The sequence below is a fragment of the Euzebya sp. genome, assembly GCF_964222135.1.
In the GTDB taxonomy this organism is placed as follows: Bacteria; Actinomycetota; Nitriliruptoria; order Euzebyales; family Euzebyaceae; genus Euzebya.
In genome coordinates, this window is sequence record NZ_CAXQBR010000048.1 from 1 (window position 1) to 25,127 (window position 25,127).

Genomic DNA, 25,127 nt, shown 5'->3' on the forward strand with positions numbered 1-25,127 from the left:
CTCGCCGGCGGTCGGGTGATCACCGGCACCGGCACCGTGGACGCCGACGGTCGCGTCGGGACCGTCGGCAGCGTCGCGGACAAGGTGCTCGGCGCCGAGGCCGCCGGCGCCGACGTGGTGCTGGTGCCCGAGGCGCACGCGGACGAGGCGCGGCGGGCCGCCACGACCATCGAGGTGATCGCCGTCGGGTCGGTCGCCGACGCGGTGGAGGCGCTCGCCGCACCGGCGTCGTCGGGGTGAGGTCGCGCGGGCCGCTGCTAGGCTTGGCGGTCCGCCGCGGTCATCGCCGGGCGGATCCGAGGTCCCGTGCGACATCGCGCCGTGAACCTGGTCAGGGCCGGAAGGCAGCAGCCATAAGCGGTACGCGGTGGGCGCCACGGTCACGCCGCGGGTCCGTCCGGTCGTGACCGCGGCGGTCTGCATCCGGGCCTGTGGACCGGCCGTGCGCGCCGTCCCACCCCACCTCTAGGGTGCAATCGAGGCAACCGGATCGTCGTCGGAAGGGGTAGCGCGCGTGGCGCACGTCTCGCTGTACCGCAAGTACCGCCCCGGGTCGTTCGCCGAGGTGGTGGGGCAGGACCACGTGACCCGCACGCTCGCCCGGGCGGTCGACAGCGGCACGTGGCACCACGCCTACCTGTTCACCGGACCGCGCGGCACCGGCAAGACCTCGTCGGCCCGGCTGCTCGCCATGGCCCTGAACGCGACCGACGGGCCGACGTCGACGCCCCCGCCGGACGACCCCATCGTCACGTCGATCCGCGAGGGCACCTGCCCAGACGTGATCGAGATCGACGCCGCGTCGAACAACGGGGTCGACGACGTGCGGGACCTCCGCGACCGGGTCGCGTTCTCCCCGGCGCAGGCGCGCACCAAGGTCTACATCGTCGACGAGTGCCACATGCTGTCGAACGCGGCGTGGAACGCGTTCCTGAAGACCATCGAGGAACCGCCGTCCCACGTCGTCTTCGTGTTCGCGACCACGGAGCCGCACAAGGTCCTCCCCACCGTCCTCAGCCGCACCCAGCGCTTCGACCTGCGGCGCATCCCCGCCGCCGAGCTCGCCGACCACTGCCGCCACATCGCCGAGCTCGAGGGCTTCACCTTCACCGGCGACGCGCTGCAGTCCATCGTCGCCGCGGGCGACGGGTCGGCGAGGGACACCCTCAGCGTCCTCGACCAGGTGGTGGCCTTCACCGGACCGACGATCACCCCGGAGGGCGTGGCCGAGGTCCTCGGCAGCGTCCCCGCCGCGCTGCTCGACCGCATGGCCGAGCTGCTGACCGGATCGGACGTGGCGGGGATCCTGCAGCTGGTGCAGCAGGTCGCCGACTCCGGGACCGACCTCCGCCAGTTCGCGACGGACGCGGTCGCGCACCTCCGGTCGCTGCTGCTGCTGCGGGCGGCGCCGGACGCGGGGCTGGTGGACGCCACACCCGACCGCGTCGCCGAGCTGGCCGCCCAGGCCGAGCGGACCGGCACCGCTGACCTGCTGCGCGCGGTCGAGCTGCTGAACGACGCCCAGCCCAAGATGCGTCGCGGCAACACCCAGCTGGCCCTCGAGCTGGCCCTCGCCAAGGCCGCGATCCCCGAGTCGGGGGGCGACCCGGGGGCGCTGGCGGCCAGGCTCGACCGGCTCGAGGCGATGCTCGCCGACCGGCCACCGGTCGCCGGTCCGGCACCCGCACCTGCAGCCGCACCTGCACCCGCGGCCGCGACGACCCCCGGACCGGAGCCGAGCCCGGACCCTCGACCGGAGGCGACAGTCGCACCCGAGCGGACGGCCGAACCCGAGCCGACTCCCGAACCCGAGGTCCCGACCCCCGAGCCGGAGCCGACGGCCGAGCCCGAGCCGACGGCCGAGCCCGAGTCGGAGCCGACGCCCGAGGCCCAGCCGGAGCCGGCCGGCGGACCCGCCCCCGACGGTGGCGCCGATGACCTCGGTCGCGTCGTCGACGCGTGGGCGGCGATCCTGTCGACGCTGGGCAGCACCTCCAAGCGCGTCCAGGCGATCGTCGGGCAGGGCACCCCGGTCGCGATCGCCGACGGCGCCCTGGTGCTGCAGTTCCCCTTCGACTTCCACGCCAAGCAGGCGGAGGACGCCCAGACGGCGGCCGCCATCGCCGAGGTCGTGCAGTCAGTCGTGGGCACCCGCTACCGCGTGCGCGCCGTGGTCGGGGACGGTGCACCCGACCCCCCTGAGGTCGTGGTCGATGACGAGGCGTCGGCGGTCATCAACCACGAAGCAGCGGAAGCCGCCGGCGAGATCACCGACGACGAGGTCGCTCACGACCAGGCCATCGAGGCGCTCGTGGAGGGGCTGGGCGCCCGGGTCGTGGAGGACACCGGCGGCCGTTAGGCTCGACCCCCCGACGTGTGAGTCGGGCGACCCCCCAGCCGGCCAACCCCAGGAGCGCTGCAGACGATGGGCAACCAGCAGGCCATGATGCGCCAGGCGCAGGCCATGATGAAGAAGATGCAGAAGGCGCAGGAGGAGCTCGCCGCCAAGCAGGTGACGGGCAGCGCCGGCGGCGGCATGGTCGAAGCCGTCGTCAACGGCGCCGGCGAGTTCGTGTCGGTGACCATCGCCCCCGACGCGGTCGACCCCGACGACGTCGAGATGCTCCAGGACATGGTGGTGGCCGCCTGCAACGAGGCGGTGCGCGCCGCGAAGGAGCTCGAGGGCGAGATGATGGGCGGCATCGCCGGCGGCCTGGGCCTCCCCCCGGGTCTCGTCTAGGGAGTTGTACGAGGGGCCTGTCCAGGCGCTGATCGACGAGCTCGGCCGCCTGCCGGGCGTGGGTCCGAAGAGCGCTCAGCGCCTGGCCTTCCACCTGCTCGGCGTCGAGCGGACGGACGCCGAGCGGCTGGCCGGCGCGATCCTGGCGGCCGCCCGCGACGTCCACTTCTGCCGGCGCTGCTTCAACGTCGCGGCAGCCGAGGAGTGCCGCATCTGCCGCGACGCGAAGCGCGACGAGGCGGTGCTGTGCGTGGTGGCCGAGCCGCGGGACGTCCAGGCGATCGAGAAGACCGGGGAGTTCCGCGGTCGCTACCACGTCCTCGGCGGCCTGATCGTGCCCATCGACGGGATCACGCCGGACAAGCTGCACATCGCCGAGCTGATCCGGCGCCTGGGCGAGGAGCCGGTCACCGAGGTGGTGATCGCCCTCAACCCGACTGTCGACGGGGAGACGACGGCCAGCTACCTCCGCCGCCAGCTCGCCGACCTCGACGTGTCGGTGACCCGGATCGCCTCCGGCCTGCCGGTCGGCGGCGACCTCGAGTACGCCGATCAGATCACGCTCGGCCGGGCCTTCGCCGGCCGGACGTCGATGTAGCGGGGCCGGCAGGACCTCGTGCGGGCACGGGCCCGGCCCCCCGTGTGAGTCCGGGCCCGTACCAGGTCGTGCGGGTCAGACGGCTTCGTAGTGCTTGAGCTTGGGCGAGGACTTGACCCAGTCGGCGATGCGGTCCACGTGGACCTCGCGGGCCTGGGCGTCGACGCTCGAGATGACGTCGGTCTCGACGACCACGTCGCTGCCGAACAGCTTGGTGCCGACGTGGACGACCAGGTGCTGGTCGTCGACCTCGTCCTGCTTGGGCGCGTCGGCGACCTGGCCGGCCTCGCCGTCGGTGGCGACGATGGTGAAGCCCGCCAGCTGCTCAGGTCGGTCGTGGACGATCCGGGCGATGTCGATGCGATCCGTTACGGCGCTCATCGAAGCTACCTCCTGGTGAAGGACACCACGGGCGGTGTCTGGTACCACCGTGGATGACTAGTCCCTTCGGAACCACCGGTCGACGGGTCGATGACCTGTCAGGCAGGTTTCACACGTCGGCGCGGGTCAGCCCGTAGACCAGCGTCGTGCGCCGTCCCTCCCCGACCTCCGGCACGTCGCCGCGGAGGGCCCCCTCATGGCGCATCCCTGCAGCCTCCGCCGTCCGTCGCGAGGCGGTGTTCCGCTCGTCGCAGTGCCACGCGAGGCGCTCCCACGGCCAGGCGTCGAACCCCCAGCCCAGCACGGCCCGCAGCGCGGCGGTGCCGAGGCCCCGCCCGGCCCGGTCCGCGCGGATCCACATCCCGATCTCGGCGACCCCCCGCTCGACGCCGCCGTGGCGGTGGAAGCCCGTCCCGCCCCACAGCGCCGATCCGTCGGGCGCCCAGATGCCGAGGACGAAGTCGGCGTTGACCAGGTAGTCCGCACGGAACCGCCGGACCAGCTCCTCGGACTGCGTGACGGTCTGGTCGGCGCTGGCCCAGCCCATCCACGGGCGCAGGTGGTCGTAGGACGAGGTCGTCGCGTCGGCCAGGGCGGCGCCGTCGCCCGGGAGGTAGCAGCGCAGCGTGAACGCATCGGTCTCGAGCCGCTCGGGGGCGAAGAAGGCAGCCATGTCGCGGGACCGTACCCTTCGCCGCCATGACCTCTCCCACGCCTCCCGTCGCCAAGCGCGTCCCCCACACCTGGAGCCGCCCCACCGGTGACGTGGTCGACCACCACGCCTGGCTGCGCGCCCGCGAGGACCCGGACACCATCGCCTACCTCGAGGCGGAGAACGCCCACGCCGACGCGTGGTTCGCCCCACATGGCGAGCTGGTCGAGGAGGTCTACGCCGAGATCCGCTCGCGGGTGCAGGAGACCGACGCGTCGGCGCCGACGCCGCACCCGGGTGGGTGGTGGTACCAGCGGCGGACCGAGGAGGGACGGGACTACGTCATCCTCACCCGCGGCCGCAGCGCGGACGACGCCGGCGACCAGCTCGTCCTCGACGTCAACGACGAGGCGGAGGGGCACGCGTTCTTCGAGCTCGGTGTGCTGGACGTCAGCCCCGACCACCGCCTGGCGGCCTGGGGATCGGACACGACGGGCCGCGAGCGCTACACCATCCGCATCCGCGACATCGACGCCGGTGTCGACCTCGACGACGTGCTGGTCGACACCGCGTGGGGCGGGTCGGCGTGGTCCGCCGACTGCCAGCACCTCTTCGACGCGGTGCCGGACGCCCAGGAGCGACCCCACCGGGTGATGCGCCACCGCCTGGGCACCAGCCAGGACGACGACGTGGAGGTGCTCCGCGATGACGACGAGCGCTTCTTCGTCGGCATCGGCGACACCCGCAGCGGGGACTGGATCGTCATCGCCTCGAGCTCGAAGACCACCAGCGAGGTCCGGGTGCTGCCAGCGGACGACCCGACCGCGACCCCACGCGTCGTGCGCCCGCGGGCCGAGGGCGTCGAGTACGACGTCGACCACTGGGGCGACCGGTTCGTCATCGTCACGAACGACGGCGCGGAGGACTTCCGGGTGATGACCGCGCCCCTCGACGCGCCGGGGGAGTGGGAGGAGCTGGTCGCCCACCAGCCCGGTCGCCGCATCGTCGCCGCCGCACCGTTCGCCGACCACCTGGCGATCCTCAGTTGGCGGGACATGGCGCGGGAGGTCGAGGTGCGGTTCCGCGACGGCACCAGCCGCGTCGTCGACGTCCTCGACGAGCCCCACGACGTCACGATCGGCGCGAACCGGATCTACGAGACCGACGTCCTCCGCGTCGGCGTCGAGTCGATGTCGGTGCCGCGGTCGACCTACGACGTCGACGTCAGGACCGGCGAGCGCCGGCTGGTGCGCCGCGAGCCGACCCCGAACGTCGACCTCGACGCGTACACCGCCGATCGGCTGTGGGCGACGGCCGAGGACGGGACCCGCGTACCGGTCGACGTCGTGCGCCACGTGGACACGCCGGTGGACGGCACCGCCGCGTGCGTGCTGTACGGCTACGGCTCCTACGAGATCTCCATCCCGGCCGTCTTCAGCGTGGCCCGGCTCAGCCTGCTCGACCGCGGGGTCACCTTCGCGCTGGTGCACCCGCGCGGCGGGGGCGAGGGCGGCCGCCGCTGGTACCTCGACGGCAAGCTCGAGCACAAGCGGAACACGTTCACCGACACCCTGGCCGCCGCCGACCACCTGGTCGCCACCGGCTGGTCGGCCCCGGACCGGCTCGCGATCCGCGGGGGCTCGGCCGGTGGGCTGCTGGTCGGCGCGTGCATCACGATGCGGCCCGACCGCTTCGCCGCGGCGGTCGCCGAGGTCCCGTTCGTGGACATCGTCACGACGATGTCGGACCCGACCCTCCCCCTGACCGTGACCGAGTGGGAGGAGTGGGGCGACCCCCGCGTCGAGCCGTACGCCTCCACCATGCTCAGCTACTCGCCGTACGACAACACCGTCCCGGCCGACTACCCGGCCCTGTACGTGACCGCCGGCCTGAACGACCCCCGCGTCAGCTACCACGAGCCCGCCAAGTGGGTCGCCCGGTTGCGGGAGGTGTCGACGGGCACGCGGCCCCTGCTCCTCCGCACCGAGATGGGCGCCGGTCACGGTGGCCCCAGCGGTCGCTACGAGGCGTGGCGGGACGAGGCGCGCAGCCTCACCTTCCTGCTGGTGGCGCTCGGCGTCGTCCCGGGGTCGGGGTAGGCGCTCACGGCAGGAACACGGCGCTGTCGCCGAACTCGTGCCACAGGTACGGGCCGTCGAGGGCCGCCCCGTAGGCGCGCCGGACCAGCTCGGGCCCGGCGACGGCCTCGAGCAGCAGGAGGTGGCTGGCCTCCGGCTCGTGCCACCCCGTGATGATCCCGTCGACGACGCGGACGCCGCGCTCGGGGGTGACGACCAGGTCCGTCCAGCCCCTGAAGGCGGCGATGCCGTGGCCCGGGCGCCGGTCGGCGGCGGCCTCGAGCGCCCGGGTGACGGTCGTGCCGACGGCGATGACGCGGTGGCCGAGCCGGCGGGCGAGGTCCACGCGCGCCGCGGTCGGGGCGGGCACGTCGGCCCACTCGGGCTGCGGCGGCTCGCCGGCCTCCTGGGAGGACACGCCGGCGTGCAGCGTGACCGGGGCGATCCCGACACCGCGGCTCACGAGCTCGGCGACCAGCCGGTGGCTGAAGGGCCGTCCGGCCGACGGCATCTCGGCCGACCCGGGGTGTCGCGCGAAGACGGTCTGGTACGCGTCGAGCCCGACCGCGCCGGTCGCGCCGTACCGGATCGGGCGGCCGTGCGCGGCCATGTGGTCGCTGATCCGCCCGTCGACGGTGATCCCCGCCCGCCACAGGCGCACCCCCCGACCTCCCGGGCCCGCGGCGACGGGGTGCAGCAGGCGGAGGTGCCCCCCACCCGTGAGCGCGACGAGGTCGCCCGGCCCGGCGTCGAGCACCGGCCCGTCCCCGCCGGCCCGTCCCTCACCGCGTCTGCGCCGCAGCTGGCCCACCCCGTCCCGGCCTGCGGCCGATCCGGGGTGCCCCCCCGCCTGTGTCTCACTGCGGCTGCGCCGCAGCTCGACGGTCCAGGTGCCGTCGTCGTGGGCGGTGGAGAGGTGGACGACGAGCGGTCCGGGGTCGGCGGTCCCGTCGATCGCCGCCGGGCGGGTCGCCGAGGTGTTCACCACCAGCAGGTCGCCGGGTCGGAGGTGGCGCGGGAGGTCGACGAACCGTCCGTGGGAGAGCCGGTCGGACCCGGCCACGAGCAGGCGCACCTCGTCGCGGGCCAGCCCCCGCCGCTCGGGCGGCTCGGTCGCCCACCGGTCCTGCGGGACGGTGAACCGCGTCCCGGGCCGGAGCATCGCGGTCACGCGCGCACCTCCTCCGGGCGGGCCGCCACAGCCAGGTCCGCCACAGCCAGGTCCGCCACGCGGTACCGGCCGCTGGACGGCCGCCGGGCGACCAGGTCGAGGATCGGGCCGACCACCGCCTCCGGCAGCGGGCGGTCGCTGATGTCCTCGCCCGGGAAGGCGTCGGCGTGCATCCGGGTCCGCATGTCACCGGGGTCCAGGGCGTAGACCGCCAGCTGGGGCTCCTCGGTCCCGAGCACGGCGCTCACCCGGTCGAGCGCGGCCTTGGAGGCCCCGTAGGTCCCCCACCCCTCCCAGTCGCCCTCGGCGGCATCCGACGTGACGTCGATCACGATCCCACCGGCTGCGCGCAGGGCCGGGAGGGCGGTCTGGACCAGGCCGAGGGGTGCGACCACGTTCACCTCGAGCACCTCGCGGAGCGCTGACAGGGCGACGTCGGCGAGGCGGGGGAGGGGGCTCGGGCCGAGCAGGCTCGCGCCGTTGACCAGCAGGTCCAGGCGCGGACCGGCGGTCGCGACCAGCCGGTGGCGGTGGTCGGCGTCCGCCACGTCGCCCGCCACGGCGGTCACCCCGGGCAGGCCAGCGGTCGCGGCCACCAGGTCGTCGGCGGTCCGGGCGGTGGCCACGACGCGCCAGCCGTCGCGGGACAGCGCGCTCGTCAGCGCGAGGCCGAGCCCGCGGGAGGCGCCGGTCACGATCGCGGTGCGGGTGGGGGTGGGGGTGGGGGACATGGGGCTCTCCGGGTGGGTCGTCGATGGATCTTGCGCGACGGTAGAACTTGAAGTTGACTTCAAGTCAAGTGGTTCCAGCAGGAGGTGCCCGGTGCCCACGGAGCAGATGACCGTCAGCGAGGTCGCGGACCGCAGCGGGTTCGCCCCCTCCGCCCTCCGCTTCTACGAGCGGAGGGGCCTGATCGACGCGGAGCGCACGGCGGGAGGGCAACGCCGCTACCACCGCGACGTGCTGCGGCGACTCGCGTTCATCGCTGCGGCCCGCCACGTCGGCCTGACCCTCGAGGAGATCGCCGAGGCCCTCGGCCAGCTGCCGCGCGGACGGACGCCGACCAAGGCCGACTGGACGAGGATCTCCCGTCGCTGGCAGTCGCGGCTCGACGCGGAGATCCAGGCGTTGGAGGCCCTCCGCGACGGGCTCGACAGCTGCATCGGCTGCGGCTGCCTGTCGCTGCAGCGCTGTCGGATCTCGAACCCCGGTGACGTGGTGGCCAGCCGCGGGACCGGGGCGGTGTTCCTCCCCGGACCGCTCCACCCCACCGCCGATCAGACGACCTGAGCGCCCGAGGCGGCAGGCGCCCAGCCGCTACCATCTGGCGGACCATGAGCGGTCCCAGCGCACCCATCATCGTGCAGAAGTACGGCGGGACGTCCGTCGCCGACACCGACCGCATCGCGCGGGTCGCCGACCGCATCGCGCGGACGAAGCGGGCGGGCAACGACGTGGTCGTCGCGGTCAGCGCGATGGGCAAGACCACCGACGAGCTGATCCGCCAGGCCGAGGCGATCTCACCCCACCCGCCGGGTCGCGAGCTGGACATGCTCCTGACCGCGGGTGAGCGGATCTCGATGGCCCTGCTCGCGATGGCGATCCAGGAGGAGGGGCTGTCGGCGCGCTCGTTCACCGGGTCCCAGGCCGGGATCATCACCGACACCGTCCACGGCAAGGCGAAGATCCTCGACATCACGCCGGGGCGGATCACCGAGGCCCTCGCAGGCGGGCACGTCGTGATCGTCGCCGGCTTCCAGGGCGTGTCGCGCGAGACCAAGGACGTGACGACGCTCGGGCGCGGCGGCACCGACACGACGGCGGTGGCGCTCGCCGCGGCCCTCGGCGCCCACGTCTGCGAGATCTACACCGACGTCGACGGGGTGTACACCGCCGACCCGCGGATCGTCCCCACGGCGCGGAAGGTCGACCACATCACCGCGGAGGAGATGCTGGAGCTGGCCGCCCACGGCGCCGGCGTCCTCCACACCCGCTCGGTCGAGTTCGGCCGCAACCACGGCGTCGACATCCACGTCCGCTCGTCCTTCTCCCACCACGACGGCACCTGGGTCCACGCCCGACCAGGAGGAACCCCCATGGAGCAGGCCATCATCTCCGGCGTCGCCCACGACCGCTCGGAGGGCAAGGTCACCGTCCGCGGCGTCCCGGACAAGCCCGGCGTCGCCGCCCGCGTGTTCACCGTCCTCGCCGAGGCGAACGTCAACGTCGACATGATCGTCCAGAACGTCTCCGCGACCGGCACGACGGACATGACCTTCACCATCCCGCTGACCGACGCGAAGACGGCGCGGGACGTCCTCGAACCGCTGCTGGTGGACGTCGGCGCGGCGGGCCTCGAGGTCGACTCCCAGATCGGCAAGGTGTCCCTCGTCGGCGCCGGCATGAAGACCAACCCCGGGGTGGCGGCGCGGATGTTCACCGCGCTCAGCGACGCCGGCGTCAACATCGAGATGATCTCCACCTCCACGATCCGGATCTCCGTCGTGGTCGACGAGGCGGACGTCGAGACCGCGGTCACCGCGATCCACACCGCCTTCGGCCTCGACAGCGGCACCCCGGTCAGCATCGAAGGAGCCAACGCATGACCCGCACCGTGGCGATCGCCGGCGCCACCGGCGCCGTCGGCCAGGACCTCCGCCGCCTGCTCGACCGGCGGGACTTCCCCCTCGACGAGCTCGTGCTGCTCGCCAGCGAGCGCTCCGCCGGCCGGGTGATCCGCTGGCGCGACCGCGACATCACGGTCCGCGCGCTCAGCGAGCCCGATGCCTTCGACGGCGTCGACGTGGCGCTGTTCAGCGCGGGCGGCGGCCGCTCGCTCGAGCACGCGCCGCGGGCGGTCGAGGCGGGCGCCATCGTCGTGGACAACTCCTCGGCGTTCCGCATGGACCCCGAGGTCCCGCTGATCGTCACCGAGGTCAACGCCGACCTGCTCGCCGAGCGCCCCGCCAAGGGCATCGTCGCGAACCCGAACTGCACCACGATGGCGGTGATGCTGCCGCTGAAGGCGCTCCACGACGCCTTCGGCCTGGTGTCGATGGTCGTCAGCAGCTACCAGGCGGCCGGCGGCGCCGGCCAGTCCGGCATCGACGAGCTGCACGACCAGATCGAGCCGCTCGCCGGCGCGTGGGACAGCCTGCGCACCGACGGCCAGGCCGCCGCGAAGCTCGTCGAGCCGCGGACCTTCGCCGCCCCGATCGCCTTCAACGTCGTCCCGCTGCTCGGGACCGCCCAGGAGAACGGGTACACCGACGAGGAGCTGAAGCTGCTCAACGAGTCCCGCAAGATCCTCGGGATCGCCGACCTCGAGGTCGCGCCGACCTGCGTGCGCGTCCCGGTCGTCGCCGGCCACGCCGCCGCCGTCCGCGCGACGTTCGCCTCGCCGGTGACCCGCGAGGGCGCGCTCGAGGTGCTGGACGGGTTCCCCGGCATGGTCGTGGCCGACCTCCCCACGCCCCTCGAGTTCGCCGGTCGCGACGAGGTCGCGGTCGGGCGCGTCCGCGAGGACCTGCACGACGAGCGGTCCCTCAACTTCTGGTGCGTGGGCGACAACCTCCTGAAGGGCGCCGCGCTCAACACCGTCCAGATCGCCGAGGAGCTGGTGGCCCGGGGCCACATCTGACCTGTCAGCGACCTGACGCGCTAGTCGCCGATCGTCTGCGCGGCGCCCGCGACCGTCGCCAGGCCGAGGACGCCGTCCTCCGCGCGGATGCGGTGGGACAGGTCCTCGATGTCGTCGTCCTTGCCGCGCACGGTCATCTGCACGACCAGCCGGCCGTCCTCGAGCGGGGTGAACTCGAGCGCCCGCAGCTCGGCCCGGCTGCCGGCGACTGCCAGGTGGATCCGGTCCAGGCCGCCGTCGGGTGAGACCACGACGTGCAAGGTCGCCTCGGCCCGGGTCCAGCGCGCGTACGTGCGGGCCTTCACCCAGTCCGCGGGGCGCAGGGCGAGCAGCGCCACGACGGTCAGCGCGGTGGCGGCGAGCGGGTAGCCCATGCCGGCGGTCAGGCCGATCGCCGTCACCGTGAAGGCGGCGACCGCGGTGGTGAGGCCGTACAGCCGACCGCGGATGCCGAAGATCAGACCTGCGCCGAGGAACCCGATCCCCGCGATGGTGTAGGAGGCGATGCGGGTGGCGTCGGAGTTCGGGTGCGCCTCGCCCGCGGTCACCGACAGCCAGCCGAGGGTCCCGGCGGCGGCGGCGAGCAGCAGCAGCGTGCGGAGGCCGGCGGCCTTGCCGCGGACCTCCCGCTCGAGGCCGATGGGGAGGGCCAGGCCGGCGGCGAGGAGGATGCGCCACACCGGGGTCCAGTCGACGGTCGTCAGGACGTCCACCCACACCTCCTACCCGGTGCGCGGCCACCGTCACCCAGGGGCCCTGCGGGGCCTCAGTGGCTGAAGGGGTCCGCCCGGTCGAGGTCGGCGTCGATGACCGCGAGCAGGTCGGCGTACAGCCGCGTGCGGATCGTGTGGAGGGTAGGGCCCCGGAACCGGGCGAGGGCTGCCGCGCGGTCGACCGCGACCGCGAGCGCGGCGTCCTCCCCCTCGACCGCGTGGTCCACCGCCCCGAGCCGGGCGGCGTCGGCCCCGCCGACCTGCTCGCCGAGGACCATCAGCCGGTGCTGGCCGGGGTGGGGCAGCCGGGTGGCCAGGAGGTGCTGCATCACGACCGTGAAGGGCAGACCCAGCTCGACCTCGGGCAGCCGGAACCACCCGCGCTCGGCGCGCATGATGCGGAGGTCGGCGCACTGGACCAGCATCGCCCCGGCGGCCTGCGCGTGGCCGTTGACCGCCGCGACCGTCGGCAGGTCGAGGCGGAGCAGTCGACCGAACAGCTGGTGGACGGAGCGGATGAAGTCGCCGGTACCCTCGCCCAGCGTCGACATCGCCTGCAGGTCGAGGCCCTGGTGGAAGGACCTCCCGGACCCGGTGATCACCAGGGCCGCGGGACCCTCGAGCGCGTCGATGCGGTCGAGCACGTCCCCCCACGCGGCGACCGTGGCCGGGTTCAGGACCTGGTGGTCGGCGTCCAGGGTGAGGATCTGCACCTCGCCGTCGACGGTCAGCTCCACGACTCGCTCCTCTCGTCCGGCCGCCCGACGGCGGCGTAGGTGGTGATGTGGCGCACCGCGTCGCGGTCGAGCGGCGCACCGTCGAAGTCCGCGAACCGCTCGACCGGGGTCAGGCCCGCGAGCTGCGCCATGAGGTCGATCTCGGCGGGGTGGGCGTAGCGCAGCCGCGTGCGGAGGGTCCGGGGCCCGTCGGGGGAGATCACGACGTGCGCGGCGGTCATGACCTGCGCGACCGGGTCGTGGTCGGACACCGCCAGGGCGACGTGGCCAGCCGCCGCACCCGGTCCGCCCACGCCCTCGACGAGCAGGTCCGGACGGGGCACCGCGGCGTCGACGACGACGACGCCGTCGGGGGCGAGGACCGCGCCGGCGCGCGCGAGGCAGGCGACCTGGGCTGCCTGCGCTGGCAGCAGGTACAGGGTGTTGAACAGGATCAGCACGGCCGCGAAGGGGCCCGCGACCGGTGGCTCGACGATGTCGCCCCGCACCGCGCGCACGCGGTCGCCGCCCGGCTTGGACGTCAGGACGTCCAACATGCGCGCGGACGCGTCGACGCCGACGACCTCGCGGTCCGCCGCCGCGAGGGGCAGCGCGACCCGGCCGGTCCCCACCCCGAGCTCGAGGACCCGGCTGCCCGGCGGGGTGCGCGCCAGCACGAAGCGCACGGCCGCCGCCGCGTCGTCGGCCAGGTGCGCGGTCACCGCGTCGTAGTCCGCGGCCCAGTCGTCCCCGTACGCAGCGGGATCCCACCCGTCCACCGACCCGGTCACCGCCACCGGGCCGCCGCGACGTCGTCCAGGGCCGCCCGGGTCGGGGGATCGTCGGTCCGCATCGCCCCGAGGCTAGGTGACCGCGGGCACCTGGCGCACGTCGCGGCCGGCCTCGCCGGGGGCGACCCTGCTAGCGTTGGCCCGGTGAGGCGCGACTCGACGGCGTGTGACCATAGGAAGGTAGGGTCCGCGTGAGCCTGGGACGTGTGGTCGTCGTACCCCTCGCCAGCCCCACGACCGCGCCGTGGCTGGGACGTCTGGCCGCGATGGTGGCGCGCCCCGACGGCGGGACGGTGGTGCCCGTCTCGGTGGCCACGCCGGGCCAGGACGCCGCCGCGACCGCGGTGGCCAAGCGCGCGGTCGACCTCGCGGCGCACGCCGCTCGCGACCTCGGGGTCGAGGCCCGCGCCGAGGTCGTGCACGGCCAGCGCGTCCCGACCGCGGTGCTGGACGCCGTCGACGTCCACGACGCCAGCCTCGTCGTGATGGGGTGGCAGGGCGAGTCGACGTCCCACAACGTCTTCGGCGAGCTGATCGACTCGATCATGGGCCGCTCGCGGGTGCCCCTCGCCGTGGTCCGCCCCGCCGTCGACGAGTTCGGGCGCGTGCTCCTGCCCCTCGGCGACGACCACCTGTCGGCGTCCGGCCGCCGCGGGGTCGACCTGGCCGTCGAGCTCGCCGAACGCCTCCGCGCGGCGACGACGTCGTCCCTGCTGGTCGTCCGCAGCGGCGACCCCGACCTGCCCCTGCCCGACGCGCTGCAGACGGGGTCGGTGCCGACGGTCCGGTCGGAGGTCGACATCCCCCGCGCCCTCGAGCACGTCAGCCGCACCGGCGACATCGTCGTGACCCCGGTCGCGCCGACCGCCGACGGGCTGCGGAACGCCACGACCCACATCGCCTGGGCGACCCCGCGGTGCTGGCAGCTCGTCGCGATCGACGTCGGACCCGCCCAACCCGTGGACGTGGTGACCGCCGTCAAGGACGCGGGCATGCTCGTCGAGCCCAGGCCCGAGCAGGAGGAGGACGTCCCCCACGTCGTCGAGGTGGCCATGACGGTGCCGGGCGACGTCGACGACGCGTGGCCGCGCATCGCGACGGCGGTCCGACTGGTCGGGTCGGTCCTCGGTCACCGCGTCCGCGCCGGAGAGGACGGCACCCAGGTCATCGTCGGCACGGTCGAGGTCCGCGCCACCAGCCCGGCCGCGGCGCTCAGCGCGATCATGGTCGAGCTGGACGACGCCCGCTGGCAGATCGGGGCGACCAGCCTCGACTACCGCCTGGTCGACGGCGACAGCGGCTGACGCCCGCCGCGGGCAGTGGACCCGCCGGTGGCCCGTCGGGCGGGCCTATGGTCGGTGGCGATGGCGACCACCACGCCCTTCGACGCCGCGCTGGCCGCGCTGCTGCACGCGTGGCAGGTCCGGGAGCAGCTCGCCGATGGCGGTGACGCGGACCTGCGGGACACCACGGCGGCGTGGCTGGCCCTCGACCGGGCGCGGACCTGGGTCGGCAGCTTCGAGGGGGCCGGTCGCCAGCCCGGCTGGCCGGGGATCAGCGGGTCAGCGCTCGAGCAGCCACGCGGTGGCGTCGCCCGGCACGGTCCCGTCCTCGACGGGTGCGGTGCTGAGGACGACCTCGCCGGAGGGCAGCGGCACCGGCACCCGCCCGAAGTTGGTGACGCAGACCAGCCCTGACGACCGGCGGAAGGCGAGCACGTCCTCGCCGAGGTCGAGGTCCAGCCACTCGAGCGCGGTGTCGGCGGGCGCGTGGGCGCGGCGCAGCTCGAGCGCGCGCCGGTGCAGCTCGAGCGCGGAGCCCGGGTCCCCCTGCTGGCGGGCGACGGCGAGGGGCCCGAACCGGTCGGGTTGGGGCAGCCACGCCCCGCCGTCGGAGAAGCCGAAGTACGGGGGCTCGTCGGTCCAGGGGAGCGGGACCCGGCAGCCGTCGCGCCCCCTCTCCTCGCCGTCGGAGCGGAAGAACACCGGGTCGTCGAGGACGTCCTCAGGCAGGTCCCACACGTCGGGCAACCCCAGCTCCTCCCCCTGGTAGAGGTACGCCGAGCCGGGCAGCGCGAGCACCAGCATCGTGGCGGCCAGCCCGCGTCGCCGGCCGGCCTCCTCGTCGAGGTCGGCGGGGTCGCCGGCCACCAGCCACTCCCTCCACTCCCCGGGGTCGGGCAGGCCGAAGCGGGTCGTGTGGCGCATGACGTCGTGGTTCGACAGCGTCCAGGTCGGCGTCGACCCGACCGAGGCGACCGCGGCGATCGAGCGGTCGACCAGGTCGCGCCAGACGGCGGCGTCCCACCCCGCTTCGACGAGGGCGAAGTTGAAGGACTGGTGGTACTCGTCGGAACGCAGGTAGAGGCCGAGCCGCTCGGGGAGCACCCACGCCTCGGCCACCATCATCCGGTCGCCGTCGTAGGTGTCCATCAGCGCGCGCCAGCCGCGGACGATCTCGTGGATCCCGTCCTGGTCCCAGTAGGGGTGGCGCTCGTCGCGCTCGAGCTCGACGATCCGCACGTGGTCGGGCAGGGACGGGAAGGACTTGTCCTTCACCAGCCCGTGCGCCACGTCGACCCGCACCCCGTCGGCGCCCCGGTCGAGCCAGAACCGGAAGACATCCAGGAACTCCTCCTGCACCTCCGGGTTGTCCCAGTTGAGGTCCGCCTGCTCCGGCGCGAAGAGGTGGAGGTACCACTCGCCGTCGTCGAGTCGCTCCCAGGCCGGACCGCCGAACACCGACCGCCAGTCCGACGGCGGCTCGGCCCCGTCGGGTCCCCTCCCGGGGTGGATCTCGTAGCGGTCCCGCGCCGGGTCGCCGGGCGGGGCGGCGACGGCCTCTGCGAACCAGCGGTGCTCGGTGGACGTGTGGTTGGGGACCAGGTCGATGATGACCTTGATGCCGTGGCCGTGGGCGTCGTCGATCAGCTGCTCGGCGTCGGCCAGCGTGCCGTACCGGGGGTCGATGTCCCGGTAGTCCGCCACGTCGTACCCGCCGTCGTGGTTCGGTGACACGAACCACGGCGTGATCCAGATCGCGTCGACGCCGAGGTCCGACAGGTACCCCAGCCGGCTGCGGAGGCCGGCGATGTCCCCGACCCCGTCGCCGTTCCCGTCGGCGAAGGACCGGAGGTAGACCTGGTAGACGACGCCGTGGCGCCACCACGGGACGTGGTCGTCGTGTCCGCTGTGCGAGGTCGCTCCCATAGGCCGCGCGATGCTAGCGGCAGCCGGGTCCGGCGAACGGGGTCAGAGCGGGGTCAGAACGGCAGGACCGAGGTGACCGCCCGCTTCACGGTGCGGCCCGAGGTCTTCGCCACGCCGCCGAGGGACTTGCCGGCCTTCGCGGCCGCCTTGGCGTCCCGCTTCGCCTGCCGGGCGGTGGCGGTGACCTTGGCGCGGGTCTCGGCCGCGGCGGCGCGGGTGCGCTCCCGCGCGAGCTCGGCCTGCAGGCCGGCGACCTCACGCCGGTGCTCGGCGAGGGTGTTCGCGTGCTCGACGGCGTGCTGGGCACGCCAGGCGGCGCTCGGCTTCCCCTCGGTGTCCAGCGCGGCGATCACCAGACCGCCCAGCATCGACACGTTCTTCAGGAAGTGGATCGTCTGCTGGGTCCGCGTGGCCTCCTCGTCGGCCTCCCAGAAGCGGTGACCTGCCGCCGTCGTCGGGATGAGCGTCCCGGCGAGGGCCAGCGCCGCGGGTCGGGCGAAGGTGCCCGTGGCGAGCGCGAGGCCGGCACCGACCTGCACCACCCCGTTCGCCCGCACGAGCTGCTCGGTGTCGTCGGGCAGCTGCTCGACGGCATCCGACACGGGTCCGGTCACGTCCGCCGCGACGGAGGTGTACGACCTCGCGTTGCGGACCTGATCGATCCCCCCGTAGATGAACATCGACGCGAGCATGGCCCTGGCAGCGGTGCGGATGAGGTGCATGTCCACTCCCATATCCCACCGGGCCGGGTTTCAACCGGACGCGTCGAGGTGGGATCATCGGCCACCATGTCCACCGACCTCGACCTGGCCGACCCCTCCACCTACGACTTCTTCACCGAGGAGAACGTGCGGTTCTCCGACACCGACATGGTCGGGCACGTCAACAACGTCGCGCACACCGCCCTGGTGGAGTGCGGGCGCATCGCCTTCGGCTACGAGATGGCCCGCCGGTCGGGCGTGGAGTTCGGCACCATCACCTTCGCCCACCTCGACATCGACTTCCGCGCCGACCTGTACTACCCGGCACGGGTGCGCATCGGCTGCCGCGTGCTCCGGGTGGGGACGTCGTCGTTCACCGTCGGCGTCGGCGTGTTCGACGGCGACACCTGCGCGACCACCTCGACGAACGTGCTGGTCCACCTCGGCGAGGACCGCCGTCCGGCCCCGCTGCCGGACGCCTTCCGCGAGGTCCTCTCGGCCGACCTGTCCGGTCGAGGCCCATCGCGCGGACCCGAGGGGCGCCCCAGCCGGTAGGGTGCGGCCCGTATGAAGCTCGGGATCCTGTCGCGCTCGCCGAACGCCTACTCGACCCAGCGGCTGAAGGTCGCTGCGCTCGAGCGCGGGCACGAGGCCAGGGTGCTCAACACCCTCCGCTTCGGCATCGACCTCGCCGGGGACGAGCCGGACCTGCAGTTCCGCGGCAAGCAGCTCAGCGACTACGACGCGGTGATCCCGCGCATCGGCGCGTCGGTGACGTTCTTCGGGCTGGCGGTCGTGCGCCAGTTCGAGCAGATGGACGTGTACACGCCGAACACGGCGGCGGGGATCGCCAACTCCCGCGACAAGCTGCGGTCGATCCAGATCCTCTCGCGTCACGAGATCGGCATCCCGCGGACGATGTTCGTACGGGACCGCAAGGACGTGAAGCCGGCCATCGAGGGGGTGGGCGGCGCACCGGTCGTGATCAAGCTGCTCGAGGGGACCCAGGGCATCGGGGTGATCCTCGCCCCGGACAACAAGGTCGCCGAGGCCGTCGTCGAGACCCTGCAGTCCACCAGCCAGAACGTCCTGATCCAGCAGTTCATCGCCGAGTCGCGGGGCCGCGACGTCCGCGCGCTCGTGGTGGGCGACCGCGTCGTCGCCGCCATGCGGCGCGTCGCCCAGGGCGACGAGTTCCGCTCGAACGTGCACCGGGGCGGCCGGACCGAGCTGGTCGAGCTGGACGACGAGTACAGCCGCGTCGCCGTCCAGGCGGCCCAGATCATGGGCCTGCGGGTGGCCGGGGTCGACATGCTCGAATCCGACCGCGGCCCGCTGGTGATGGAGGTCAACTCCTCACCGGGGCTCGAGGGGATCGAGACCGCCACCGGCCTGGACGTCGCCGGCGCGATCATCGACTTCTGCGCCAGCCAGGTGGCATTCCCCGAGCTCGACGTCCGCCAGCGCCTGTCGATCTCGACCGCCTACGGCGTCAGCGAGGTCCACATCCACGACGGGTCGTCCCTGGTCGGCAAGACCCTCGACGAGGGCCTCGCGGACCGCGACATCAAGGTCCTCACCCTCAACCGCGGACCCAAGGTCATCCCGAACCCCAAGGGCAGCCGCGAGATGGAGGCCGGCGACCGGCTGGTCTGCTTCGGGAAGCTCGAGTCGATGCGCGACCTGGTCCCCGCCCGCCGGCGCCGGCGCCGCCCGAAGGTCCAGCCGCTGCCGGACGAGCCGATCCCCGCGGAGTACGCCGACGGGTCCTGAGGTGGGGGCGGGCGTCAGGTCGTCCCGAGAACCCGCCACATCTCGTCGGGCCCGAAGGTCAGGCAGATGCCCGCGGTGACGGTCACGAGCAGCATCGCCACCACGGTCCAGGCGGCGACGCGGCGCCAGCCGCGCACCTGGGTCGGCATGGCTGCCGGCTGGTACCAGGCGGGCAGGAGCCGCTGGGCGTAGAGACCGTCGAGGTTGGGATCGCGGACGGCGTCGTCACCTGCATCCGGTACGTCGTGCACGGCCAGCTCCTCGCGTCGTCGTCCCCGCCACGGTACGCCGCCCGGACGGCGGCTGACTACACTCCGCGGGGAGCGGGCGACCGCCCGCGGACACGACCCAGAGCCCTCAGAGCCGGGAGCACCGATGGCCTCACGAGTCAACACCCTCGCCGAGCTGCTGCACGACCGTGCGGCGGCGAACCCGAACGACGTCGGGATCCGCACGAAGGTCGGCGGGACCTGGACCGATCGGACCTGGCGCCACGTCGCCGACCGGGCTGATGCGATCGCCGCCGGGATCCTGACCGCCGTCGACCTGGCGGACAACGACGTGATCGGGATCCTGGGCCAGACGTCGGAGGACTGGATCACCTGCGACTTCGCCGCGCTGTCCGTCGGCCTGCAGACCGTGCCGATCTACGCCTCGCTGCACCCCGAGGAGGTCGGGTACGCGCACGTCGACACCAAGATCCGGCTGGTGATCGTCGACGACGCCGGCCAGCTCGAGAAGATCCGCGCGATGCGGAAGGGCTTCACCTTCGTCGACACGACGTACTCGGCGGACCAGGTGGTCCTCGAGCACGTCGTCGTCATCGACCCCGCGGGGGCGAGCGAGGGTGACGACTGGGAGTCCCTCGCCGACCTCGAGGCCCGCGGTCGCGAGCGGCTCGACGAGATGCGCGACGAGCTGTCCCGCCGGCGTGACGCCGCGACCCCGGAGCAGACCGCGACGTACACCTACACCTCCGGCACGACCGGTCCCCCGAAGGCCGTCATCCAGACCCACACCAACCACCTGGCGATGGTCGACAGCGTCCAGGAGGCGGCGATCCTCAGCGACGACATCCGCGAGGGCGGGCTGTTCCTCTTCCTCCCCCTCGCCCACTCCTTCGGTCGGCTGATCCAGTTCGCCGGGCCGGCGCTGAACTTCCCGCTCGTCATCTCCTCCGTGCCGACCCTGGCCGACGACGCCCGCGAGACGCGCCCCGGGTTCTTCCCGGCCGCCCCCCGCGTCTACGAGAAGATGAAGTCGAAGATCGAGAACACCGTCGCGGCGGCACCGCCCCTCCGCCAGAAGCTGTTCGGCTTCGCCGTGTCGACCGGGCGGAAGACGATCCCGTACCGCTCGGAGGGCCGGTCGTTGCCGCCGCTCCTCAACCTGCAGTACCAGCTCGTCGACAAGGTCGTGCTCTCGAAGCTGCGCGCCCGCGTCGGCATGGACCGGGCCTCGGCGCTGCTGAGCGGGTCCGCGCCCCTCGACCGAGAGGTCCACGCGTTCTTCCTGTCCCTCGGCATGGACCTCCTCGAGGCGTACGGGCTGACCGAGACCTGCCCCGGCCTGACCGCGAACCGGCCGGGCCGGATGAAGCTCGGCACAGTGGGTCCGGCGCTCCCCGGCGTCGAGCTGAAGATCGCCGAGGACCGGGAGATCCTCGCCAAGGGCGCCAACGTGTTCGGCGGCTACCTGAACCGGCCGGACGCGAACGCCGAGGCGTTCGACGACGAGGGCTGGTTCCACACCGGTGACGAGGGCTCGATCGACGACGAGGGGTTCCTCGCCATCACCGGGCGGAAGAAGGAGCTGATCAAGACCTCCGGCGGCAAGTACGTCGCGCCGGCGAAGATCGAGGGGTCGCTCAAGCTCCTCCCGATCATCCAGGAGGCCGTCGTCGTCGGCGACACCCGGAACTACTGCACCGCGCTCATCTCCGTCGACCCCGAGGAGCTGGCGGACTGGGCGGCGGCCAAGGGGATCCCGGCGGACCAGGACCACCCCGAGGTCGCGAAGGCGATCGAGGGACACGTCCAGTCCGTCAACGCCGACCTCGCCAGCTTCGAGACGATCAAGTACTGGTCGCTGGTCGAGCCGCTGACGATCGACGACGGCACCCTGACCGCGTCGCTCAAGGTCAAGCGCAACGTGGTGACCGAGCGGTACGCCGACACGATCGACGACATGTACGCGGGGAAGAAGGACTGACGGTCCCGCGGCGTCAGCCCTCGATCAGCGTGACCGCGTCCGCCAGCACGTCGTCGGTGACGGGTGGACGGTCAGGTCCTCACCGGCGTGGGCGACCGCCGGGGCGAGGAACGCGGACGCCTCGCCAGCGGACAGCTCCACACGGCCGTGGGCCCCGCGTCCGCTCCCCCTGCCGTGCCCCTCGTCCCCGTCGTCGTCCCCCTCGTCCTCCCCCTCGGGCTGGGGGCTCTCGGTGGGGGACGGCGACGGCGCGGGGTCCTCGACGTCCTGGGCGACGGCGGGGAGGGCGGTGCAGGCGAGGACGAGCAGGCTGACGATCGTCAGCGCCGCCCGGGTGGCAGAGCGAGGCATGCAGGGCTGCTGGCGGGGTACTACGGTGAGTCCTGTTCCGATAACGTTCTGTAGCTCCCCTGGCCGGCGAGCGGGTCGGAGTGACTACGTCACCAGCACCGATTGACCATCACGGTTCGTGGTGTTGGCGTACGTGCCGCTATCGGGCCCAGGTCCGTGAGGCCTGACCTCACCGATCGACCACCACAGACCCCTCCACCCACCTCGATCGTGGTCGATCCGTGTGGATGAGGCGGTGGGGGCGTGGGCGGGCTCAACCGCCGTCGCGATGTGGCGGTGGGGGAGGGGGAGGGGTGATGTCCTGCACCGTCGCGGGGCCCTGGCGCACGATGGACTTCGCCTGCTGGTAGAGCCGGTTGCGCTCGGCCTTGATCGCCATGTCCAGGTCGGCCTCGACCCACCCGAGCTGCTGGCCGACCCGGAGCAGCAGGGTGCGCTCGTCGGACGAGACCTGGCCGTCGATCAGCGCGCCGCGGATCAGGTGCAGCATGAACGCCCGCGCCTGTGCCGGGTCGTCGGGCAGCTGGACCTCGCCCGCCTCCTCCGCGCCGTCGACGATCTGCATGAAGCGCGCCCGGGACATCCCGCGCGAGATGGCGAGCTGCTCGATGTAGCGCCGCTCGGCGTCGTGCAGCACCCCGTCGGTCGAGGCCAGCTGCACGAGCGCGATGAGCAGCTCGGGCTCGTTGAGCAGCCGGTCGGCCTCGAGCCGCGCGGCCTCGGGGGAGTCGGGGGCGGCGGTCCTGACCTGCTCGGCGCGGGCCGCCTGCTCGAGGACGCTCCGCAGCCGCGCGTGGGACACGACGTCGACGAGGATCCACGAGGTGGACCCGTCGTTCTTCGGCGTGCCGCAGAAGCCGCACTCGGTGGCGCGGCCGACGTCGAGCGGGGCGCCGCAGCTCCGGCAGCTGAACGACGTGAAGGTCCGGGAGGTGTCCGACGTGACGCCGGTGTTGCGCTGCAGGACCAGCACGTGGGAGTAGATGCGCTGGGTGTCGAGCAGCCGGGGGCTGCGCTTGTCGCCGCTCGCCCGGGTGGCCGACCAGCGGACCAGGACCTGGACGGTGTCATGGGTGTCGGTGGGCCCGGCAGGCTGGGCGCCGACGACCTCGACCGAGCCGACGGCGGGCGTGAACCAGTACGTGCCGGGGTTCGGGTTCAAGAGCTGCGGGAGCGTGGCGGTCCCCGGCGGGACCACCGGCGCGACGTACCCCATGTCGGCGAAGTACACGGCCATCATCGCCCGCCAGTAGATGACCGACGCGCGGTCCTCGAGGTGCTGGACGTTCAGGCCCGGATCCCGCTGCGCGAGCTCCTGCCACCCGGGGATCGTGCGGGACGACGGCACGATCCACTCCTCGTCCTGGGTGATCTCGGTCAGGACCCAGTCGTAGGCACCCGAGTTCACGTGCGACCCGCACGTCCCGCAGTCGGCGCGGTCGACGATCCCGATCTCGCTGCCGCAGTTCGGGCAGGTGCCCTGCAGGATCGACGCGTCGGGGCGCGTCTGGACGCCGGGTCGGCGGGAGAACGACCAGATCTCGGTGAACGTGATCGGGGACGAGTCGGAGTTCCCCGACACCCGCCGACCGGTCGTCAGGCTCTCGTTGTAGCTGATGGCCGAGGCGGTGAAGCGCACGTGGATGGTGTCGAAGTGGGCGTCGGAGGTGATCGCCACGACCTCCCAGCCCGCGATGCCCACGTCCTTCATCCGGTTGCGGATGTCCTCGGCCTGCTGCATCGCGATGTACAGGCCGAAGCGCTCGTGGACGCCGTCGGAGATGAACGCGCGGCAGCTGCGGAGGTCCTGGTCGCTCCAGGCGTACTGGGTGGTGACGAAGGCGTTGCCGGCCCGCTCCAGGAACGTCTCCATCGTGAAGGCCGGGTCCCGCTGGGTGATCGCGGTCAACGCCTGCTGGCGGAGGGCCTGCTCCTGGACCTTCACCCCCTGGCGGATCGTCCGCGTGATGCGCTTCGGCTTCTGGGACCGCTGCAGGACGCTGAACAGGATGAAGATCCCCAGCCCGACGAAGAAGAACAGGGGATCGATGTCGCCCGATCCGCCACCGCCACCGGAGAACCCGCCGCCGCCGAACCCGCCACCGCCGCCGAACCCGCCACCCCCGCCGCCGAAGCCGCCGCCGCCACCCCCGCCGCCGAAGCTGCCGCCGCCGCCGGCCTGCGCCAGCACGATCCTCCCCGCGTCGAACAGGTCGCCCATGGGCCCGCAGGCTAGGCGACGCGCTCAGGCGCCGCGGCAGTCCGTCACGTAGGCGTCATGGTCCCAGCCGTCGAGGAAGCGGGCCATCGCGTCCGCGCCGATGTCGAACAGCTCGCGCTCCTCCGCCTCGGTGATCCGGACGTCGAGCGTGCGGGCGTGGGAGACGTCGAGGCGGACCGTCCGCGCCTCCTCGCACGCCCCGACGGGCTGCATGTCGTTGCCGGTCTCCACCATCGTGGCGACGACGGCGCGGAGGAGCGACACGTCGGTGCCGGGCCACTCCGCGGCCAGCGGGCGCTGCAGCAGCTGGAGGGCGAACGTCGGGTGCGCGGGCGGCCGGCCGTCGCGGCGGTCGAGGGCGTCGACGGCGAACCCCGCCCCGAGCCCGCCGTCGATCAGCAGCCCGCCACCGGCATCGCGATCGCCGATGTGGACCGGGTCGAAGACGAACGGGACCGACATCGAGGCCCGCACGGCCTGGGCGACGGACTGGTCGTCGGGGTCGAGCCCGTAGCGCCGGTAGTCCCACGGCAGGCGCACCACGCGGCGGTGGACCACGTCGAGGCAGCGGACCACCAGGCGGTAGCGCTCGTCCGCTGGGACCCAGTCGGGGGCGTCCTCGATGCGGAGATCGGCCCAGGTCTGGATGCCGCGGTCGGCGAGCAGGCCGCCGATCCACTCGAGCGGGTCGATCGTCCGGTCACGGCTCAGGCGGTCCACGAAGCCGCCGACCAGCGGGGCGTCGGCCAGCCGCCCGGCGATGTCGGCCAGGGTGAACGCGCGCCAGTCGAGTTCGGTCAAGGCGTGGCTCATCTCCTCCGGGGTGGCCCCGGACGCGATCATCGCCCCCACGATCGCCCCGGCCGAGGCGCCGGCGACCCGGCCGACGTGGTAGCCGTGCTCGAGCAGCACCGACAGCGCGCCGACGTGGGCGATCCCGCGGATCCCGCCGCCGCCGAGCACCAGATCGACCGGCCTGGACTCCATCGCCGTCGCAGGCTAGCCGCCGCGACCCCGTGCGAGGTCGGCGGACGGGCCACCACCCGTGACCGCCCGCACGTCGTCGGGTCCCCGGCGGCGGTGAACCGCACGCCGTCGGGTGCGGGCAGAGAGCCATCCGCACGTCATCCGGTCCCCGGCGGCGGTCAACCGCACGTTGTCCCGGACCCTCCGGGGTTCCG

25 protein-coding genes and 1 other RNA gene are annotated in these 25,127 nt (G+C 73.3%); 13 read left to right on the forward strand and 13 right to left on the reverse strand.

Annotated features, from left to right (window positions below; genetic code table 11):
* The 5 genes from ACEQ2X_RS10965 to recR all read left to right on the forward strand — a co-directional run.
* The coding region (locus tag ACEQ2X_RS10965; protein WP_370325852.1) for a S16 family serine protease at positions 1–240 on the forward strand (240 nt) is incomplete at its 5' end.
* A gap of 55 nt (positions 241–295) precedes the next feature.
* Positions 296–395, forward strand: an RNA gene (ffs, locus tag ACEQ2X_RS10970) — signal recognition particle sRNA small type.
* A 119-nt stretch (positions 396–514) separates the two neighbouring features.
* Positions 515–2,359: a DNA polymerase III subunit gamma/tau gene (dnaX, locus tag ACEQ2X_RS10975; protein WP_370325853.1), complete on the forward strand. Its 1,845-nt coding sequence runs from the start codon at positions 515–517 to the stop codon at positions 2,357–2,359.
* A 66-nt stretch (positions 2,360–2,425) separates the two neighbouring features.
* Complete coding sequence (locus ACEQ2X_RS10980) at positions 2,426–2,740, forward strand: YbaB/EbfC family nucleoid-associated protein (RefSeq protein WP_370325854.1); 315 nt, start codon at positions 2,426–2,428, stop codon at positions 2,738–2,740.
* 4 nt (positions 2,741–2,744) lie between these two features.
* Positions 2,745–3,338: a recombination mediator RecR gene (gene recR / locus ACEQ2X_RS10985; protein WP_370325855.1), complete on the forward strand. Its 594-nt coding sequence runs from the start codon at positions 2,745–2,747 to the stop codon at positions 3,336–3,338.
* Between the two features lie 75 nt (positions 3,339–3,413).
* Here the strand turns inward: recR and ACEQ2X_RS10990 are convergent, their stop codons facing one another.
* A complete protein-coding gene (locus tag ACEQ2X_RS10990; RefSeq protein WP_370325856.1) occupies positions 3,414–3,719 on the reverse strand; it encodes a hypothetical protein in 306 nt (101 codons plus the stop codon).
* 109 nt (positions 3,720–3,828) lie between these two features.
* A complete protein-coding gene (locus tag ACEQ2X_RS10995) occupies positions 3,829–4,392 on the reverse strand; it encodes a GNAT family N-acetyltransferase (protein ID WP_370325857.1) in 564 nt (187 codons plus the stop codon).
* Between the two features lie 26 nt (positions 4,393–4,418).
* Here ACEQ2X_RS10995 and ACEQ2X_RS11000 point away from each other — a divergent pair, with 26 nt between their 5' ends.
* Entirely contained in the window at positions 4,419–6,470 is a 2,052-nt protein-coding gene (locus ACEQ2X_RS11000) for a S9 family peptidase (RefSeq protein ID WP_370325858.1), read from the forward strand.
* A gap of 4 nt (positions 6,471–6,474) precedes the next feature.
* Here ACEQ2X_RS11000 and ACEQ2X_RS11005 read toward each other — a convergent pair whose 3' ends face one another.
* Both ACEQ2X_RS11005 and ACEQ2X_RS11010 read right to left on the reverse strand, forming a co-directional pair.
* Positions 6,475–7,611, reverse strand: a complete 1,137-nt coding sequence (locus ACEQ2X_RS11005; RefSeq protein ID WP_370325875.1) for an S-adenosylmethionine:tRNA ribosyltransferase-isomerase — start codon at positions 7,609–7,611, stop codon at positions 6,475–6,477.
* Positions 7,612–7,616: 5 nt separating this feature from the next.
* Positions 7,617–8,351 (reverse strand): SDR family NAD(P)-dependent oxidoreductase, encoded by a 735-nt coding sequence (locus ACEQ2X_RS11010; protein WP_370325859.1) that lies wholly within the window; start codon positions 8,349–8,351, stop codon positions 7,617–7,619.
* A 106-nt stretch (positions 8,352–8,457) separates the two neighbouring features.
* Here ACEQ2X_RS11010 and soxR point away from each other — a divergent pair, with 106 nt between their 5' ends.
* Genes soxR through ACEQ2X_RS11025 form a run of 3 tightly spaced genes read left to right on the forward strand, consistent with a single transcriptional unit; the run spans position 8,458 to position 11,260 of the window.
* Complete coding sequence (soxR, locus tag ACEQ2X_RS11015; RefSeq protein ID WP_370325876.1) at positions 8,458–8,910, forward strand: redox-sensitive transcriptional activator SoxR; 453 nt, start codon at positions 8,458–8,460, stop codon at positions 8,908–8,910.
* 44 nt (positions 8,911–8,954) lie between these two features.
* Positions 8,955–10,226 (forward strand): aspartate kinase, encoded by a 1,272-nt coding sequence (locus tag ACEQ2X_RS11020; RefSeq protein ID WP_370325860.1) that lies wholly within the window; start codon positions 8,955–8,957, stop codon positions 10,224–10,226.
* Positions 10,223–11,260 (forward strand): aspartate-semialdehyde dehydrogenase, encoded by a 1,038-nt coding sequence (locus ACEQ2X_RS11025; protein WP_370325861.1) that lies wholly within the window; start codon positions 10,223–10,225, stop codon positions 11,258–11,260. Before ACEQ2X_RS11020 ends, ACEQ2X_RS11025 begins: the two co-directional genes overlap by 4 nt.
* A gap of 20 nt (positions 11,261–11,280) precedes the next feature.
* Here the strand turns inward: ACEQ2X_RS11025 and ACEQ2X_RS11030 are convergent, their stop codons facing one another.
* Genes ACEQ2X_RS11030 through ACEQ2X_RS11040 form a run of 3 tightly spaced genes read right to left on the reverse strand, consistent with a single transcriptional unit; the run spans position 11,281 to position 13,486 of the window.
* Positions 11,281–11,973, reverse strand: a complete 693-nt coding sequence (locus tag ACEQ2X_RS11030) for an MgtC/SapB family protein (protein WP_370325862.1) — start codon at positions 11,971–11,973, stop codon at positions 11,281–11,283.
* Between the two features lie 53 nt (positions 11,974–12,026).
* A complete protein-coding gene (locus ACEQ2X_RS11035) occupies positions 12,027–12,710 on the reverse strand; it encodes an enoyl-CoA hydratase/isomerase family protein (protein ID WP_370325863.1) in 684 nt (227 codons plus the stop codon).
* Positions 12,701–13,486 carry a class I SAM-dependent methyltransferase gene (locus ACEQ2X_RS11040; RefSeq protein WP_370325864.1) on the reverse strand — a complete coding sequence of 262 codons (786 nt, stop codon included), beginning with the start codon at positions 13,484–13,486 and terminating at the stop codon, positions 12,701–12,703. Before ACEQ2X_RS11040 ends, ACEQ2X_RS11035 begins: the two co-directional genes overlap by 10 nt.
* A gap of 185 nt (positions 13,487–13,671) precedes the next feature.
* On the opposite strand from ACEQ2X_RS11040, the gene ACEQ2X_RS11045 reads away from it, so the two are divergent.
* Positions 13,672–14,784 carry a universal stress protein gene (locus ACEQ2X_RS11045; protein WP_370325865.1) on the forward strand — a complete coding sequence of 371 codons (1,113 nt, stop codon included), beginning with the start codon at positions 13,672–13,674 and terminating at the stop codon, positions 14,782–14,784.
* 258 nt (positions 14,785–15,042) lie between these two features.
* Here the strand turns inward: ACEQ2X_RS11045 and ACEQ2X_RS11050 are convergent, their stop codons facing one another.
* A complete protein-coding gene (locus ACEQ2X_RS11050; protein WP_370325866.1) occupies positions 15,043–16,689 on the reverse strand; it encodes a glycoside hydrolase family 13 protein in 1,647 nt (548 codons plus the stop codon).
* A 53-nt stretch (positions 16,690–16,742) separates the two neighbouring features.
* Complete coding sequence (locus tag ACEQ2X_RS11055) at positions 16,743–17,411, reverse strand: DoxX family protein (protein ID WP_370325867.1); 669 nt, start codon at positions 17,409–17,411, stop codon at positions 16,743–16,745.
* Between the two features lie 66 nt (positions 17,412–17,477).
* Here ACEQ2X_RS11055 and ACEQ2X_RS11060 point away from each other — a divergent pair, with 66 nt between their 5' ends.
* Positions 17,478–17,945: an acyl-CoA thioesterase gene (locus ACEQ2X_RS11060; RefSeq protein ID WP_370325868.1), complete on the forward strand. Its 468-nt coding sequence runs from the start codon at positions 17,478–17,480 to the stop codon at positions 17,943–17,945.
* Positions 17,946–17,957: 12 nt separating this feature from the next.
* Positions 17,958–19,163, forward strand: coding sequence for a RimK family alpha-L-glutamate ligase (locus tag ACEQ2X_RS11065; RefSeq protein WP_370325869.1), 1,206 nt, complete (start codon positions 17,958–17,960; stop codon positions 19,161–19,163).
* A 14-nt stretch (positions 19,164–19,177) separates the two neighbouring features.
* On the opposite strand, the gene ACEQ2X_RS11070 is transcribed toward ACEQ2X_RS11065, so the two are convergent.
* Positions 19,178–19,414 carry a hypothetical protein gene (locus tag ACEQ2X_RS11070; protein WP_370325870.1) on the reverse strand — a complete coding sequence of 79 codons (237 nt, stop codon included), beginning with the start codon at positions 19,412–19,414 and terminating at the stop codon, positions 19,178–19,180.
* A gap of 124 nt (positions 19,415–19,538) precedes the next feature.
* Between ACEQ2X_RS11070 and ACEQ2X_RS11075 the strand changes: the two genes are divergently transcribed.
* The gene (locus ACEQ2X_RS11075; protein ID WP_370325871.1) at positions 19,539–21,374 is read left to right on the forward strand and encodes a long-chain fatty acid--CoA ligase; all 1,836 of its coding nucleotides are present in this window, start codon (positions 19,539–19,541) and stop codon (positions 21,372–21,374) included.
* A gap of 24 nt (positions 21,375–21,398) precedes the next feature.
* On the opposite strand, the gene ACEQ2X_RS11080 is transcribed toward ACEQ2X_RS11075, so the two are convergent.
* The 3 genes from ACEQ2X_RS11080 to ACEQ2X_RS11090 all read right to left on the reverse strand — a co-directional run bounded on the left by ACEQ2X_RS11080 (position 21,399) and on the right by ACEQ2X_RS11090 (position 24,933).
* Positions 21,399–21,725, reverse strand: coding sequence for a hypothetical protein (locus ACEQ2X_RS11080; protein WP_370325872.1), 327 nt, complete (start codon positions 21,723–21,725; stop codon positions 21,399–21,401).
* Between the two features lie 253 nt (positions 21,726–21,978).
* Positions 21,979–23,946: a TIM44-like domain-containing protein gene (locus tag ACEQ2X_RS11085; RefSeq protein ID WP_370325873.1), complete on the reverse strand. Its 1,968-nt coding sequence runs from the start codon at positions 23,944–23,946 to the stop codon at positions 21,979–21,981.
* A gap of 24 nt (positions 23,947–23,970) precedes the next feature.
* The gene (locus ACEQ2X_RS11090; RefSeq protein WP_370325874.1) at positions 23,971–24,933 is read right to left on the reverse strand and encodes a patatin-like phospholipase family protein; all 963 of its coding nucleotides are present in this window, start codon (positions 24,931–24,933) and stop codon (positions 23,971–23,973) included.
* Positions 24,934–25,127: the final 194 nt, after the last annotated feature.

Bases quoted from the DNA above. Each gene is read 5' to 3' on its own strand.
- ACEQ2X_RS11050 (WP_370325866.1), bottom strand. From the start codon at position 16,689: ATGGGAGCGACCTCGCACAGCGGACACGACGACCACGTCCCGTGGTGG.
- ACEQ2X_RS11005 (WP_370325875.1), bottom strand. From the start codon at position 7,611: ATGCTCCGGCCCGGGACGCGGTTCACCGTCCCGCAGGACCGGTGGGCG.
- ACEQ2X_RS10990 (WP_370325856.1), bottom strand. From the start codon at position 3,719: ATGAGCGCCGTAACGGATCGCATCGACATCGCCCGGATCGTCCACGAC.
- ACEQ2X_RS11055 (WP_370325867.1), bottom strand. From the start codon at position 17,411: ATGCACCTCATCCGCACCGCTGCCAGGGCCATGCTCGCGTCGATGTTC.
- ACEQ2X_RS11020 (WP_370325860.1), top strand. From the start codon at position 8,955: ATGAGCGGTCCCAGCGCACCCATCATCGTGCAGAAGTACGGCGGGACG.
- ACEQ2X_RS10980 (WP_370325854.1), top strand. From the start codon at position 2,426: ATGGGCAACCAGCAGGCCATGATGCGCCAGGCGCAGGCCATGATGAAG.
- ACEQ2X_RS11010 (WP_370325859.1), bottom strand. From the start codon at position 8,351: ATGTCCCCCACCCCCACCCCCACCCGCACCGCGATCGTGACCGGCGCC.
- ACEQ2X_RS11025 (WP_370325861.1), top strand. From the start codon at position 10,223: ATGACCCGCACCGTGGCGATCGCCGGCGCCACCGGCGCCGTCGGCCAG.
- ACEQ2X_RS11065 (WP_370325869.1), top strand. From the start codon at position 17,958: ATGAAGCTCGGGATCCTGTCGCGCTCGCCGAACGCCTACTCGACCCAG.
- ACEQ2X_RS11080 (WP_370325872.1), bottom strand. From the start codon at position 21,725: ATGCCTCGCTCTGCCACCCGGGCGGCGCTGACGATCGTCAGCCTGCTC.
- soxR (WP_370325876.1), top strand. From the start codon at position 8,458: ATGACCGTCAGCGAGGTCGCGGACCGCAGCGGGTTCGCCCCCTCCGCC.
- ACEQ2X_RS11090 (WP_370325874.1), bottom strand. From the start codon at position 24,933: ATGGAGTCCAGGCCGGTCGATCTGGTGCTCGGCGGCGGCGGGATCCGC.
- ACEQ2X_RS11075 (WP_370325871.1), top strand. From the start codon at position 19,539: ATGGCCTCACGAGTCAACACCCTCGCCGAGCTGCTGCACGACCGTGCG.
- ACEQ2X_RS10995 (WP_370325857.1), bottom strand. From the start codon at position 4,392: ATGGCTGCCTTCTTCGCCCCCGAGCGGCTCGAGACCGATGCGTTCACG.
- ACEQ2X_RS11000 (WP_370325858.1), top strand. From the start codon at position 4,419: ATGACCTCTCCCACGCCTCCCGTCGCCAAGCGCGTCCCCCACACCTGG.
- ACEQ2X_RS11060 (WP_370325868.1), top strand. From the start codon at position 17,478: ATGTCCACCGACCTCGACCTGGCCGACCCCTCCACCTACGACTTCTTC.
- ACEQ2X_RS11085 (WP_370325873.1), bottom strand. From the start codon at position 23,946: ATGGGCGACCTGTTCGACGCGGGGAGGATCGTGCTGGCGCAGGCCGGC.